Genomic DNA, 15,644 nt, shown 5'->3' with positions numbered 1-15,644 from the left:
ACTTAAAACAGGACTAGCCAGGAGCATCATCATGAACCACTTCGACGCTGACTACTGCTACTCATTCCCCGCAGTGCGTGGGATACAAGCCGGTCGCCCCTTCTATATCGCGACCTGCCCGATGCGCATCATCCCCAAAATTTTCAACTTCGATGAGAGCGAAGTCCCCCCTGAATTGCGGGCGCAACGCACATTGAACAAATCCCGGATCCCGGAAATGGTGCGATACCTCTTGGAGAATCCCAAGGATTACGTCTTCTCTGCCTTAACTGCGTCAATAGCTGTTGACGTCGAGTTTGCTGAGCACCCCGGCTCCAACAATCTGGGCACTTTACGGGTGCCCATGGATGCACAGATCCTGATCAACGATGGTCAGCACCGCCGCAAAGCTATCGAAGAGGCGTTGGTAGAGCGCCCCGAACTGGGTCAGGACAACATCCCTGTCTTGTTCTTTGTCGACGAAGGGTTAACCCGAAGCCAGCAAATGTTTGCTGATCTCAACAAGTACGCGGTCAAACCCAGTCCGTCACTGTCAACGCTCTATGACCATAGAGATCAAGGCTCTGAGCTTGCTCGCCATCTAGCTACCAGCATGGAGCCCTTCGTCGGGCTTACTGAGATGGAAAAGTCGAGCATCTCCCAGCTCTCCAGCAAGCTCTTCACCTTAAGTAGCATCAAGCAGGCAACCCGAGCCCTACTGGGCAAGGGACCTAAAGAGGGCTGCACAGATGAAGAGGCCAAGCTGGCGGCTCTCTATTGGAAAGCGGTCTACGACCAGATGCCGGATTGGCAGATGGCCAGTCGCAAAGAAGTATCGCCAGCCCAACTCCGGCAGGAGTATGTACATGCTCACGGCGTCGGCCTGCAAGCTCTCGGTATGCTCGGCCGCTTTTTGATAAGCGAGCATCCTGATACCTGGCAAGCAGACCTTGGTAAGCTCAAGACCATTGATTGGCGCAAAACCAACCCGGAATGGATTCGCAGAACCATGTCACATGGCAAGCTAAGCAAATCCACCACAGCGCTCCAGCTTACCTGTAACGCCCTTAAAACATCACTCAACCTTCCCCTCACCCCCGAGGAGAAGGTACTTGAAGCTCAGGTTGTCTCTCAATGAACCCCTTGATTCAGGCCCATGATCTGGCCGATTACGAAGATTTCATCAATACCGAGCCCTTTGCCGGCCGCCCACTGGCCGAGTATGTAGCTGAAGTACAACGTATCTACTGCGCTGACAAACGACCCTGGGTCATTGGTTATAGCGGAGGTAAAGACTCTTCTGCTGTGCTGACGCTGGTCTATCTGGCACTGCTGGGGTTACCGCCCGAAATGCGCCACAAAGATGTCTTTGTCGTGTCATCAGACACCCTGGTCGAGACCCCTGTTGTCGTCGATTTGATCATTCGGACCATGGATCAAATCGAAAAGGGCGCCAAACGCGATGCGTTACCCATTACCTCTCACCCTGTCGTACCCAAAACCCATGAGACGTTTTGGGTAAACCTGCTCGGCAAAGGCTACCCTGCCCCGACTCGCAGCTTTCGCTGGTGTACCGAGCGAATGAAGATCAACCCGGTCAGTGACTTTATCAAAGACAAGGTCAGCCAGTTTGAAGAGGTGATCGTTGTGCTCGGCTCTCGCAGCAGCGAGAGTGCTTCCCGTGCCCAGGTCATTGCCAAGCACAAGATTGATGGAACCCGTCTTGCCCGCCATACCACGCTGGCTAATGCCTTCATCTACACCCCTATCGACACTTGGGATGTTGAGGATGTCTGGAAACTGCTGCGCGGCGCCTTCAAATACGCGCCAGATGATGTGGAGGAGTGGGAAAATCCCTGGGGCGGCAATAACCGCCCGCTCTGGACTCTTTATATGGACTCCTCAGGTCAGGGTGAGTGTCCATTGGTCATTGATGACAGCACCCCCTCTTGTGGTAATTCACGCTTTGGGTGTTGGACCTGTACCGTGGTCACCAAAGACCGAGCCATGGAGAGCCTGATCCAAAACGGCGAAGACTGGATGCTCCCCCTGCTCAAGTTTCGTAATCAGCTAGCTCTGACGACAGACCCTGCGCAAAAAGATACCTACCGTAACTACAAGCGCCGCACCGGCAAGGTGAGCTACCAATACGCCAAAGAGGGTGAAGAGCTTAGCGCAGAACGCAAGCACGTCCCCGGCCCTTATTGGCTGAAATACCGCCAAGAGTGGCTTAAAGAGCTGCTCGAGATGGAACGTGACCTCAACCTGCGTGGCCACACCATTACTCTGATCACCAAGCCGGAGCTGCATGCGATTCGCCAAGAGTGGTTAACTGACCCTAACGAACCGGATTGGAATGACTCACTGCCAGCTATATATCGGGAAGTGTATGGCGAAGACCTCGACTGGCTAATCGACGATCAGTCACGCTTTAACGCCAGCGATGCTGAGCTGCTGGCGCAACTAAGCCAGGGCTATGATGTCGAGCCCGAGATGGTGATGAAGCTGATAGAGCTCGAAATATCCCTTGAAGGGCTTAGCCGCCGCCAAGGCGTCTTCGCCAAAATAGGAACCATCCTGAAACAGGATTGGGGCAGCCTCGAAGCCATAGAGCAGAAACAGGCACAATTACAAAAGCGCAATGAGCGCGATCTCTATCAAGAAGAAGTGGAACAAATTGAACAGTCGCTTGCTGAATTGCAAAAGCAATTGGCACAAGCCGACGATATGGCAGCACTGTTTAGTGAGGCAGTAAAAAATGATCATTAAGAAGTTGGTCTTGCATAACTTTCGTGTATTTCGTGGTCACCACGAAATAGAGCTGACCCCACAAAAACGCGAATATGAGCGACATGATAGGCCTATCGTGCTGTTTGGTGGCCTCAACGGCGCAGGCAAAACGTCGATTTTGTCAGCCATCCGTTTAGCACTATATGGACGTCTGGCCTTTGATAACCTCATCCACAATCAGGACTATATTGACCAACTTACTGCACTGATCCATAACGGCGTCAGCGTCTCTCAGCAACCTAAAGATGCCTCGATTGAACTCGTGTTTACCTATAACCAAGGGGGCACTGAGTCTGAATTTACCGTTATTCGCAGCTGGAATCGCAATAAAAAAGATAGGCTAAAACTGCTGCAAAACGGGGTCGAGCTGGACGAGCTTAACTATGAGCAGTGCCAGGGTTTTCTCAATGAGTTAATCCCGCACGGTATTGCTGATCTCTTCTTTTTTGATGGCGAGAAGATAGCCTCATTGGCAGAAGATGAATCGGGCAAGATTCTGCAGACCGCGGTACGCCGCCTGCTGGGCCTTGACCTGATCGCCAAACTGCGCACCGACCTTGGCATCTATTTAAAGCAGCAAGGAGCCAAAGAGCTGGGTACCCAACAACAGCACAAATTAGCCGAGCTGGAGCAGAATAAAAAGCAGTTTGCCAAACAGGCCGAGCATTATCGATTTGAAGCTGACTTGGTGATGGCAAGGATTGGCCTGATTACCCAGGATATTCAGAAATATGAAGCCATGCTGGCAGCACAAGGTGGTGCATTTGCGCGGACAAAAAATCAGGAGCAGCAGAAAGTTGCTGAACTGGTAAAAGAAAAAGAACAGCTTGAAAAGAGTCTGCGCCATGAATGTGATGGCTCCCTCCCCTTTGCACTGGCCCCCAACACCATGGCCAAACTGCAGCAACAGCTGGCCAAAGAAATAGAGATAAAAAGGGCTCGCAGCTTTTCCCAAGAGCTCCATATTTTTCTCGAACAGCTTAAAGCCAATATCGGCTTTAAAGGTAAAGAGACGCTGGCCATCACAACCCAGGCGATCGAAGAGCAGCTTGACAGCTTTATGGCCAACAAGCCGCAAGGTGAAGTCCTCTTTGATATCTCGGAGCGCGAGACTCACATCGTCATCGCGACAATCAGTGAGGATTGCCAACGGGCTTGGAACAAATTTGATGCACAGCGTCGTAAATTGGCCAAGGTTGAACATCAACTGGAACAAGCCGCCAGCAATATTGAGCGAGCACCGGATGATGAGCAGCTGATGGATATCTTCCAAACCCTGCGAGAGATGGACAATCAACGGCAAGAAGAGCGCCACAAATACAAGGCTCTGCTGGAACAAGCCAAGCAAGCGGTAATGAGTCAACTGGATTGCGCCCGCCAGATCCAGAAATTGCACGATAAAGCCAGAGAGCAATATGGTGCTGTGAGTGCAGTGCAATATGCCAATGAGACCATCAGTTTGCTGGATGAATACAGCGATGTATTGACCCAGGCCCGGGTTAAAACGCTGGAGCAGAATTTTGAAGTGGCCTACCGAAAATTGGCTAGAAAAGAAGATCTGCAGATTAAGGCCAGGATCAATCCTCACACCTTTGATGTGGAGCTGGTAGACGAAGCTGGGATTGCTATCAATAGAAAGTCGCTCTCTGCCGGTGAGAAGCAAATTTATGCCATCGCGATCCTGGAAGCCTTGGCTAAAACATCTGGTAGACAACTGCCGGTCATTATTGATACCCCGCTGGGGCGCCTTGACTCACATCATAGAGACAAGCTGATTCATCACTACTTCCCCTATGCCAGTCATCAGGTGATATTACTGTCGACTGATACCGAAGTGGATGAACGCTATTTTGCCAGTGCTCTGGCTGATGATATCTCTCATGCCTATCAGATCCGCTTTGATGCGCTGACCAAGTCATCACAGCTGACCAAGGGCTACTTCTGGAAAGAGAGTCCTGCCCAAGTGCAAGCCAAGGAGGTTTATTAATGCTCCCGAATCGCATGCAGCTCACCCGCCAAACGGAAGAGCAGCTTAAACGATTAAAAGCCAATACCGGGATCACTCCCAATGTGGCAGCTCGCCTGGCTTTTTTTCGTTCAGTGGAAACTGATTTTCGCTACCATCCTGATCATAAAAAACTAGATGGCAGCCTAGTCCTCGACAAAATAACCTGGCTGGGAGAAACACTGGTTGTGACCGAGCTCACCCTCCAGATGATTTATCCTGACCTGGATCATAAAGAGTGGATAAAAGCTTGGGCTGCTCATGTGGAAGATGGTATAGCTTCACTACGTAATCACCGTAGTCTAAGCGATTTTACCAAAGCCATATGACTGAAAAAAAACGTAAAAATCTTCCATGGACGGAAGATGAATACAGATTAGCCTTGATTGTTTATCAGGATATTAAGCGTTGTGGGGAGAAGATTAGTGCTAGCAACCCCAAAGTTGTTGCACTTAGTCAACTACTCCAAGCCCTAGATATCTATCCGAAGTCAGAGAGAGGCGAAAATTTCCGGGAACCTGATGGTGTCAGATCAAGAATTTCATACTTTAATAGAATGGATAATGGCCTTACCATTGATGATAGAAATTTACAATTTTCAATATGGAAAGAATTTAAAAATAATCCCGCCTAGTAATATGGCGGGATTATCAGTTAATCGATGACTATAGTTTCAAATTCGTTAGATTCAGGGTCAACGTAGTCATAAGATTTAAATTTCATCATGCTACACCCTGGAACATAGTGAGGGAAAATTTCAGGCAGACTTATTTTTACATCATCAACGACACTAGGCATTGCCCATCTGTTTGCTGCAAACTTTATAATATCCAGTTCACGTGATAAAATATTAACTTCTTTCCAAATAGAGCCATCCGTATATTTTTGTATTAATTTTTCACTATTTGTAGCCTTCCTGTGATTATAATAGTAATCAGCATCAGGATCTTTTATTTTCTTATCTATAGGCTTTCTACCTAAAATAGAATTGCCTTGTGTCAACACTAGATTACCTATCCTGTGCGAAAATTTATCTGCTAAACTTGCGTCCGGCCAGTGTTTTTCCCACCATCCTGCATCTCTATGTTCTTGCGGCAAAATATGCTCAATAGAGTTATCTTTTTCATCATCTGATGAAGCCCAATTCAGTGGTTTTACACCAGCAGACGACTCACTGAGTTCATACTCATATAGCATATAATAAAGATAATTTCGCCAAGTCTTATAATTTAAATCCCCACTCAACAACTGACTAATACACGTATCTAAGCGAGCATTAGAGTTTAATAAATCAGACAATCCTTTAATCGTATAATCAGAACCTTTTTGATTCCTTAAAACACTATTTGCTAGCTCAAGTATTGCTTTTGAATTCTTATCAACTCGATAACGACATATGGCATGCATTCTAAATGTATAAATTTCACATGCCCTAGCAACTGCTGAAAAGTTATCTCCAAGATTCAAAGATAACATCAATGAAACACTTAGGACTTTCTTTGTTACACCCGGCAACCCTAAATTGTCGATGGAATCCAGCCATCTTCCAGCATCTTTTGTTATAAGGCTACCGTAGTATTTTGTTTTATGTCTAGATGAGATAAACCCCCATGCATTAGCATATTCAACCCAATACCCGACAAAACTTATAAGCTGATTTTCCTTTAATTTATTTTCCCCTTCCAATAAGGTTCTATACTCTTTTACAAAAGTGTCATGTACATCACTATTACTAGTACTTACACCATGAAAGACTGAATAAAGATCAGCTATGAATGAATTTTCATTACCTCTAGAGGCAACATCATATTTTTCCAAGTTAATAACTGACTGATACCATAGTTCATCAGCCTTGATATTTAACCCTCTTCTTTCGCTCACCAAAATACAGAAATTTTTTATCTTATCAAATTCTGTTAGAGGCAAACCACGAGAATTTATAGCATCAAATGTTAAATATCGGTCTACAAGCGCATCTGAAAGATCAACATCAATTATTTGAATTTGATGGCAAACCTTATTCCTTATATCGATCAAAGACTCTCGAGTATCTCTCTCATTGATTTTTGCTCTAATATAATTCACTGCATTTTCCATATACCTCATAGACGGTGAGAAGTCAGCAGGAAGAGCACTGGGAGTGCCTAATAGAAAGTGTGTAAGGCATTCATGCAAGGATTTATTCTTATTTTCTATCCTTAGGCCTATAGCACCACACTTGTACGTCATCAGTTCCTTTAGCTTCTGAGAATCTATAGTTTCACCTTGATCAATATCCTCAAAACGCCGCCTTATTGCATCAATAAGAATAAGAAATGTCGTTAATCGCTGCTGACCATCTTCCAATGTGTATCGAAATGTTGGCCTTTGCGTTTTTTCATCCATGAAGTTATCAGTTTTCGTACAAATAACCGTCCCTAAATAGTGACATTTAGTCCCCATTAATGACAGATCACCAAATAAATCATCTATTTCCTTTTTTGTCCAACTATAACCACGCTGATTGCTAGGAATGACAAATACTCTTGAGCCAAAAACCTTATCTAAATCAATCAAAATAAAACCTCTCACAATTCCCAAAATGCCTTATCCCGCATCATAGACACCTTTTTATCTCCATCGATATAGAGACTAAAATGCTTATCCAGCTTGCGGATGGTTTCCATTAATTGTTCTTGCTCGGTCTTATCATCTTTATTAAAGATGGCCTTGATATCAGCATTCTTGATCTCGGCGACGCGATGCACCACCCAGGTCAAAATATAAGAGCCGTAGTTGTTTTCCCCGGTTTTAAAGTGACTTAAGTCCTGGGTTGAGAGGATCACCCCAACCCCGTACTCGCGTCCCTCTTTCAGGATCTTGCGCAGGCTGGGGAAGTCCTGCGACATGAAGTTGTCGGCCTCATCGACCAGGATCATCTTGGTGATCTGGCGATAATCGCCGTTGACTTGCGGTTTGCCGCGCTTTTGCATCTGCGAATAGAAGAGATCCAGCGTCAGAGCTACCACCAGGTTCTGGATCTGGGGTGAGTAGCCCGCCAGCTCGATCACAGTCACACCATCGAGCAGCTCATACAGAGAGCTTACCTTATCCGGCATGGTTTCAAAGATCTCGTAAGTGACCAGCGAGTCGAGCGCCGCATAGAGAGAGTCTTCTTCTACCTTCTCCTGTTCAAGATAGAGATCCCATACCTGAGCCAAGGTGGGCGCAGGCCTTGACCAGGTGCTGGCATCAGCTCTACTGATCCCCGCCAGATCATACGCATCGAGGATCAACTTGCGCAGCCGTAGCTGCTGCTTGGGCCCGAGGCCGAAGGCTTTGGCCAGGGTCTCGGCAAACCCGGTCGCGGTATGCACCGGCAGCATCGGCATATCGCCATAGAGCGAGAGCGGATTGTACGGCAAGCGATACAACCGCAGCCGCTTACTCTGGTTGGCCTCACTAAAGGCATCATCCACATAGTCAGATTTGTAATCGAAGATCAGCAGACCGATACGTGCCCCCTCGACATTGTTGTCTTGCTGGCGCATCAGCTGGGTGATCAGAGACTTGGTAAACTGGGTTTTGCCGGTGCCCATGGTGCCTATGATGCCGGTATTGGTATTCATAAAGCGGGCGGTATTGGTGGGCTCCCAATAGAGCGGCGTTTGCCGCAGCGCCTCGTGGCCAAACAGGATACGCATGGGCTCTGTCGGCTCGCCGGTCAGTCCCGTTTCCACCGCTACTGGGGTAACCGGATAGGTGTTTTGGGTATCAGTGGCTGGTGCCACTGGCGCCATATCCACCGCCTGATTGCCCCCTTCTTTTGGCTGCGGTTGAGAGCCAGACTCAGGCTCCGCCATCTCTTCTCTGGGCCCCAGCAGATATTGTTGGTCTACATGGCACAGGGTCACCAGCTCATCAAGCGCAGGGGCGCTACAGGCCTGAATAAGGCTCCCCAGCAAGGCGTAGGGCAGTTCAACCTGCAATACGCCCCGCTCGGTCATCTGGTAGTGAGGTACAAAGAAGCTGTCGTTTTCGATATGGGCGACCACAAAGCCTTCGGGATAGTCGGGCACGCAGGCCAGGGTATATTCCCCTTTGAGCCACCACTCCCGCTCGGTCAACAGCGGTGCAAGCTGCGCCGGCTGCATCACCTGATAGAGGCAAAGCTTGTCGACCTGCATCAGCACCTGGCGAATAAAGAGACCACGGTAGAGCCGCGCAGCCAGGGTATTGGGACCAAGCACCTCTTCCATCAAGTAACGTTTAAGCTCCAACGCCTGTTGCCCGGCATAGGCAAAGTCGGGTCTGACACCGGTCTTGACCTCCAAAGGCAACAAATAGAGTTGCTTGCCCTTGAAGCCGACAAAGAGCACGTCATCGGAAATGGCCCCTTTGCGATACCCATGCACCTGACGGGAGAACTCGCTGTCACTCATCTTGAGGCCAACATTGCCGGAGACGCGGATCATCTCGGCCACGGAGAGGGGGACCCAGCAGATATCGGATTGCCGCAACAAGGCCGAGACAAACTTGTAAGCACCGATGATGCCGTTCTTCTCTTTGCGCTCCTTGTCGTTGGCCGTGAGCATCTTGAGCAGCCACTCGCCGTTGAAGGCATTGAATTCGGAGAGCAGCGTCTCACCTTGTCCGTGACCCTCTTTTTGCAGCAAGCGTTTAAAGAGGTCTACCTGCTTGGTTACCGTGATGGCGTCATAACCGGCCGCACTGGTGTATTGATCCGAGTAGTGGATCAGCACCACATCCTGCTGACTGGTGAAGAAATCGAGGGTCACCTTGGGATCGATGATGGTGGTCCACAGTGCGCTGTCATAAGAGCGGGTCAGCAGTGCCTTGAAATCGGCACTGACCGCCAGCCCCAGGCTGGTTGCCAGATACTGGGCATTGCTCTGGCTGGCCGGTTGCCACAGGTTGCCCAGCAGGCGGGCCACCCGCAGCGACTGCACCCCTTGATAGGGCACGCCACGCAGACCAAACGCGGTGAAATAGGCCGCCCCTTTCGTTTCAGCTGCTTCCCCGGCGATCAAGCCATCACACAACACACCACTCAGTGCCTCATCGGTATTGATGGGATGGCACTCTACCGGCTCCTGGTTGCGGAAGAACGCCAGATGGGCATAGGCAAACTGCTCGCGCTCGTTGGGCAGAGTGAACTTACTGTAGGTAAGACGGCTGCGGATCAGGTCGATCAGCATATCGGCCTCAGCACGCAGCGCAGTGGTGTTCAAGCCAAGCCAAGCTTTCAGCTCGTCATAAGCGGCCGTTTCGGCAAAGCGGTCGAAGTCATTGAATTGCAACCGCTCATCGTAGAAGTTCACATGAATGGCGATCGCCTGCTCTTTGTGCAGCTTGAAGTGCTCGATCAAACCGAGGAAGAGCTCTGCCGCACTCGCCTGATTGATGGCATTGACGATCAGGGTGCTCTTGGCCCCGGCACTGAACAGCCGGGAATAGGCCTGGGTAAACTCGGCCAATTTGTCGCGCACCAGACGCTTGATGTAGCTGTAGCTCTCCTGCTTTTGTGGCACCACATCGAGCCAGAAGCTGTTCTCCCGCACCGGCAGCAGATGGGCGTAGCCAGAGTCATTGTCATAAACGAAAGGCAGCAAGCCAGATGCAACCAGGCGCTCGCGGGTCACCTCTGGTAATTCGGCAAAAGAGCTGACGCCATCTTCATCGCGATCGGCTTTTATCTCGGCCACCAATTGCAGGTGATAGGCAAGTACCAAGGGGTGCAGCGGGCTTAGGCGTTGCCACTCATCCTGGCGGCACAGTCCAATGCGCATCAACTGTTTGTGCTCGAGCGCCAACACCGCATTGGTTGGTATCTCGCTTAGCGCCGCTTCGTAGGCATCCAGCACCCGCTGTACCAGGGCGCAATAGCTGTCGCCCCAGGCCACCAGGCTCGGCAAGGTTTTCTGGTGTTGCAGATAGTCAAACAGGGCGGCATAAGCGCTATGCAAATCAGGGAACCTTGCACTAATCGCTGCAAGTGGCATTGGGTCGGCAGTCAGACCGATATACAAGGCCCGCTCATCAACCATCCTAGCTTCGAGATTCAGCAGCTGCTGGCGGATACCGGCCACGCCACTTTCGCTGTTATCGAAAATGATCTTGCCTTTGGCCCGCAGATACTCGGCATTACGGTCATCTCTGAGCAACTTGGCAAAACGATCTCTGTCAAATAGCAGCGGAACGCAAATGCTCTCCTCGGCGGCCGGGCCTTCAATATTGATGGGCAAGCGACGCTCGCCATTGACCAGCTCAAACTGGATCTGTTCACTCTGCTCGGCCAGCGCATCAAAGTTCACCCAGCCACAGGCGCTGCAGTCCACTTCGCCCTCATCATCAGCCAGATGCATGATGGCGTTTTGCTCTGGGTTGACCTTGAACTTGTTCTCTTCCAGCAGCAGGGTCAGCCACTTCTTGCCCGCATCCACTCGGAAGCAGTGCAACAACTCATCGAAATAGAAATCTCCCTGCTCTACCACCAGACAGCGGAACTTGTACTCTTCGGAGCGGTTATCGCGTTTGAGCTCAAGGCTAAAAAAGGTGGGTTCTCCCGTGACGGGCAAGGTCACCGTCGCCCAGCAGCGTTTACCACCGACACGGCTGACAGAATAAGTGACCGCATTTTTGAGCGGCCCATTGTGCATCAGTTTGAACTGGCTCTCGTCCAGATCATTACCGATGAAGGTAAAAGAGAGGTTGAGGGTTTTCTCTCCCGGCGGGAGCTGGATCAGCAGGCTCAGGTCGCGCTGCCCCGCCTTGCTCTGGCTTTTGGCTCTTTGTTGCAGTGAACCACTGTCAACGGCCACCTCTTCCAATAGCAACTTTTGCGCTTTGTTGGCTTCAATCTCTTTGAGGTAGGCCTCGAATTCCAAATCACGCCAGCTCTCATCCTGGAAATGCTGGCGGATAAACTTGGCGCTGAACTCTTTCAGGACACTCTCGAGCTGATCGAGATCATAATGCTCAACTGCATCTTCAATCTCGCGTCGCAGCTTGCGGTTTGCTTGGAGCCGCTTGCTGATCTGAGCCTTCTTGCCACTCCAGCTCAAAATGGCCGGGTCATTGAATAGCTGAAGCTCATCAAACTCCAGAACACCATCTTGATCCAGTGCACTGAACAGAGGAGCAAAACCAAATACGGTAGCCCCCTCTTCGGTGATGAGGGCCAGTTGCTCTTCAAGCAGGCAGGCTGACAGCTCCTTGTTACTGCTGCCAACATCTATCAGTGCGCCAAGCTGCTGCGAGAGACTATCCGGATGCCAGACTGCACCGGGCGCCCCCAAATCAAGCGCACTGTTGATCAGGGTATCCAGCATGCTGTTGTGGATAATGAGCAGGGCTGCTTTTTCAAATTCTGCACTGCGCCCTGCGACCAGATCACGCAAACGGGAAATGTAGTTTTCGGTAAATCCCGGAGCCTCACCATGCAACACAGGTAAAACCCGCACGCCATTGCACTCTATGTATGGCAGGTCAATGCCATCGGCCGTAGCAAGAGTATTTGTGGCAGCAAAGGTCACCAGTGACTGATAGAGCACCAGACCGTTTTCTGCACTGGGGGATTTGAACTGGTAACGAGAGCCGGGTTCAATGTCGGCACTGACCCACTCGATGAAACGTTCGGCCAGAAAATGCTCAAAGGGTCTTGCGGACATATACGGCGTCTCCACTGTCACTCATTCGTTCTACATTGCCCATGCGCTCATAGAAGCTGACCAGTTGCTGCAATGACTGGTTATCAAGATAAAAACCGCGCTGCTCGAAGCCTTTGCGCAGATCGTGCAGGCGCAGCTTGTCGGCCTTGCCGATGGTGAGATTGGTCAACAGCAACAGCTGATCCTGATTCAGCACCAGGGTGCGGCCAGCGGCCCCCCGTGCCTGAATAAAATCACTGAGCAGCTTCTCCTCCAGCTCTTTGACATATTTCTTGTTCACGCCACCACGGGAGGTATTGGCATCACGGAATTGCTCCAGAGCCAACTCTTTGAGCTGCTCAAAGGCTTCTGCCACGCTGTTGGTGAGAGGACGCTCAGGCCGTAACCCGCGCTTATCTCTAAAGGCCTGTAGATAGTTGTTCAAATCTTCCAGCAACTGAGTCTGGTCAGCATATTGCGTTGCATCGTGATAAACCTGCCAGAGCGGTCTTTTCTTGGCATCCCCTGGCAACTGGAGCACATCAAGGGCGGAAAGCAGCGGGAAAACCCGCTCGCTGGCAGCTGCCAGCAGCTTGTAGCCAGAACGCTTTACCGAAGTACGTTCAGAGCTGGCCTTTTCCGAATCAAGAATAAAGTAGAGAGGCTTGCTTTGGGGCTCATGTTGCCAGTCGGTCACATTCAGTGCCAGCTGAGCACAGTAAGCAAAGGCATAGAGCTTGAGTGTGCCAGGCAAGGCTTGCAGCAGGTACTGGGGATGTGCCGCCAAAAAGCGAATATCTTCACGAAATACGGCATTCAAAAAAGGCAGGTAAGGTTGCTCATCCTCATTTTTTACCAGGCTGCCGCCTTGAAGATTGCCTTGCAGAACGGACAACAGTTCTTGCTCGACAAAGTTGAGCTTGTCATCGAGCGCATCTTCAAGAAAGAAATCCCCCAACAGGCCTGCAAACAATTTGCACAACCGCGTATCTGGTGCGCTGAGATCGGCTTGTCCACTCTTCTTCCCTTTGGCCTTGAACAACAGGAACAGCGGTGAAATATGAAAGAGTGCGTCATTTGAAAAATAGGCTCGCTCAAGCACCTGCCAAAAATCAGGATCATCGAGCTTGCCTACAAACCGAGCTTTGCACTCCTCCTTAAACTGCTCAAATTCATAGGCAGTCACCTGCTTGCGCAAGGAAAGCCCGAGCACGACACCGGTCACGGTATCCCAGTCAAACTCATTGCCTTTGTTGCGAATGGGCCAGTAGTTGGTGAGCTTGTTTTTATCAACCGGAGCTAATCCGACAGGAATTGGATACAGAGACATGACTATCTGGTTCCTTCTACAGTGATCATGCCGTCATCCAAACCAAGACGGTAATGCTGATCACCTTCGTAATAGTGAAGAACAGAGCTCTTTTTAGCGACAGCGCGGATTTGCTCAACCATCTCATCAAGCAACACAATGGCATTCTTGTCGTACTTGTTTGGTCGATAGCCATTGTTGAGCTTGCAGATCAGCTCAAACAGATTGAGGTTGATTGCCATTGGTGCCAAGGGCTGATCATCAACCTTCAGATAGGCACTGAAATGATCGTGTTTCTCGACATGCTGGCGCTGAATTGCGCTGTAATCAGCTTTCAGTTCGACAGGTGCCGCGACATGACACTGGCCAAATTGACCAAGAGAAAGTTCTCGCTTTGACAACTCAGGGGCATTGCGGTTGGCATAGACAAAAATGGCCGGGATCAGCGCTTTCACATAGAAATTGCGCAAGGCCAGCTGGCTTCCCCCCTCCCCAAGGTACTGACTATGCTGCAGCCAGACAGTGGCATAGTGTTCAAGTACCTGCTCTTCAAAATCGACTTTGAATTGGTGATGGTAGTTATTGCCAAGCTCACAGTCCTTAAGCAGATAAAAAAGGCGCAGAAGGGATGCGGCTTGACCCGCTTTATCACGAGGCTCGTTGAATATGAGCCCCAGTTTTGCCAGCTCGACCATAAAGGCATCCAGCGCCTCATCCGGTAGATTCAGCTCATAACGCAGCACAAACTGGTCTACCGCTTGGGTATGAATCAAGGCAGGGTCAAAGTCAGCAAGACGCAGGCTTAGCTCGCTGTCTTTAGCCAGAAACAGGTTGTCAAAGAGGTAATGCTCCCCGGCCAGAAGCTGATGCAACAGATCCAGCAAGGCGCGAGTCGTAATGAATTGATCCTTGATCAAACGGGTTTTGAACAGAGTGGTAATGATAATCTCTTGCACGTGCTCATTGGCCAACAGCCTGAAATTGGCGATGAGGCGCATGTCGCGTTGGCGTTGCTCATCTGCAAGGGCAATAGCATGAAACAGATTGTCATCGGTTGGCTGGGTTAACCGCTTGAGCAGTTGACGCATAAAGCTTGAATAGCTGCCAGCGTCATCATTAAAACGAAATTTTGGATAGGACTCGAAATCCAGAAAGTGATATGCCCCTTGCGTTCTCTCGCCACTATCCAAAAAACGCTCGATCACGCCACGCAGTGCACTGTGCCGCTCAGCCCCTTCTTTGGCAAAGTTGGCCAGCATGCCGATGTTGATACCAACCACCAGGGGTTGGGCCCCATCTCCTGCACGATCAAAGAGTTCGTTTAGCGCATCGATTGCTGATTGATGAGGCGAAAAACTATGGGTTGCATCCAGATGGAAAGTGTATCTGTTTTTATATTGGTCATAACTACGCGACAAAATTTCAGATTTGCCATCACCACTACTGCCGCATAAAAACACGCACTCACCAGGCTGCAATGAACGGAGGCACTTTTCAAAGTCATGCTCGATTTCGGGTGTAACGTAGAGATAATCCTTGAGGTCATCAAACAGATCTCTCTGACGTTGTGTTGTCGTCTTGACCGAGAAGGAAGAAGATTTAGCCAAGACCCCGAGGGCCTTGCGAAGGGGGATTGAGCTCACGGTATAACCCTGCCATTTCCATATCAGCAAGATAGTAACCGATTGAATCATTGAGAGACTATTAGAAAGACATGTCTTTGTATGACTCCGTGCACTCTGTCATATCATCCCCTAATTAGTAATCTAGCTTTCTCACACCATTAGCCCTAAACGCGCCCCCCCCCTTTTAAAGTAAAGATGTCGCCAGCGCCTCCGGCTCGATTGCTCCCCATTTAAGTTGCCCCCTACCAACACCAAAACAAAAGTTGCATATTTTAGGGTGTTCCTCA

The 15,644-nt window shown here is 49.8% G+C and carries 9 protein-coding genes; 5 read left to right on the top strand and 4 right to left on the bottom strand.

The window, feature by feature from the left end:
• Window positions 1-31 precede the first annotated feature (31 nt).
• Genes dndB through G5367_RS06110 form a run of 5 tightly spaced genes read left to right on the top strand, consistent with a single transcriptional unit; the run spans window position 32 to window position 5,408 of the window.
• Window positions 32-1,117, top strand: coding sequence for a DNA sulfur modification protein DndB (gene dndB / locus G5367_RS06130; RefSeq protein ID WP_041209432.1), 1,086 nt, complete (start codon window positions 32-34; stop codon window positions 1,115-1,117).
• Window positions 1,114-2,748, top strand: a complete 1,635-nt coding sequence (dndC, locus tag G5367_RS06125; RefSeq protein ID WP_201989043.1) for a DNA phosphorothioation system sulfurtransferase DndC — start codon at window positions 1,114-1,116, stop codon at window positions 2,746-2,748. Before dndB ends, dndC begins: the two co-directional genes overlap by 4 nt.
• Window positions 2,738-4,756, top strand: a complete 2,019-nt coding sequence (gene dndD, locus G5367_RS06120) for a DNA sulfur modification protein DndD (RefSeq protein WP_201989033.1) — start codon at window positions 2,738-2,740, stop codon at window positions 4,754-4,756. The genes dndC and dndD overlap by 11 nt, the downstream gene beginning before the upstream one ends.
• Window positions 4,756-5,103 (top strand): DNA sulfur modification protein DndE, encoded by a 348-nt coding sequence (gene dndE, locus G5367_RS06115; RefSeq protein WP_139388656.1) that lies wholly within the window; start codon window positions 4,756-4,758, stop codon window positions 5,101-5,103. The genes dndD and dndE overlap by 1 nt, the downstream gene beginning before the upstream one ends.
• The gene (locus G5367_RS06110) at window positions 5,100-5,408 is read left to right on the top strand and encodes a hypothetical protein (protein ID WP_139388657.1); all 309 of its coding nucleotides are present in this window, start codon (window positions 5,100-5,102) and stop codon (window positions 5,406-5,408) included. Before dndE ends, G5367_RS06110 begins: the two co-directional genes overlap by 4 nt.
• Window positions 5,409-5,428: 20 nt before the next feature.
• Here G5367_RS06110 and G5367_RS06105 read toward each other — a convergent pair whose 3' ends face one another.
• From G5367_RS06105 to dptF, 4 genes are read right to left on the bottom strand one after another with little or no spacing between them, the layout of a single operon-like run.
• The gene (locus tag G5367_RS06105; RefSeq protein WP_421244172.1) at window positions 5,429-7,345 is read right to left on the bottom strand and encodes a DUF262 domain-containing protein; all 1,917 of its coding nucleotides are present in this window, start codon (window positions 7,343-7,345) and stop codon (window positions 5,429-5,431) included.
• Window positions 7,342-12,444 (bottom strand): DNA phosphorothioation-dependent restriction protein DptH, encoded by a 5,103-nt coding sequence (dptH, locus tag G5367_RS06100; protein WP_421244112.1) that lies wholly within the window; start codon window positions 12,442-12,444, stop codon window positions 7,342-7,344. Before dptH ends, G5367_RS06105 begins: the two co-directional genes overlap by 4 nt.
• Complete coding sequence (gene dptG, locus G5367_RS06095) at window positions 12,425-13,753, bottom strand: DNA phosphorothioation-dependent restriction protein DptG (RefSeq protein ID WP_421293974.1); 1,329 nt, start codon at window positions 13,751-13,753, stop codon at window positions 12,425-12,427. Before dptG ends, dptH begins: the two co-directional genes overlap by 20 nt.
• A 2-nt stretch (window positions 13,754-13,755) precedes the next feature.
• Window positions 13,756-15,375, bottom strand: coding sequence for a DNA phosphorothioation-dependent restriction protein DptF (dptF, locus tag G5367_RS06090; RefSeq protein WP_421244114.1), 1,620 nt, complete (start codon window positions 15,373-15,375; stop codon window positions 13,756-13,758).
• Window positions 15,376-15,644 lie beyond the last annotated feature (269 nt).

Origin of the sequence: Aeromonas sp. 604282 (genome assembly GCF_049170575.1) — a bacterium.
In the GTDB taxonomy this organism is placed as follows: Bacteria; Pseudomonadota; Gammaproteobacteria; order Enterobacterales; family Aeromonadaceae; genus Aeromonas; species Aeromonas veronii_A.
This window is presented reverse-complemented; position numbering and strand designations above follow the sequence as displayed.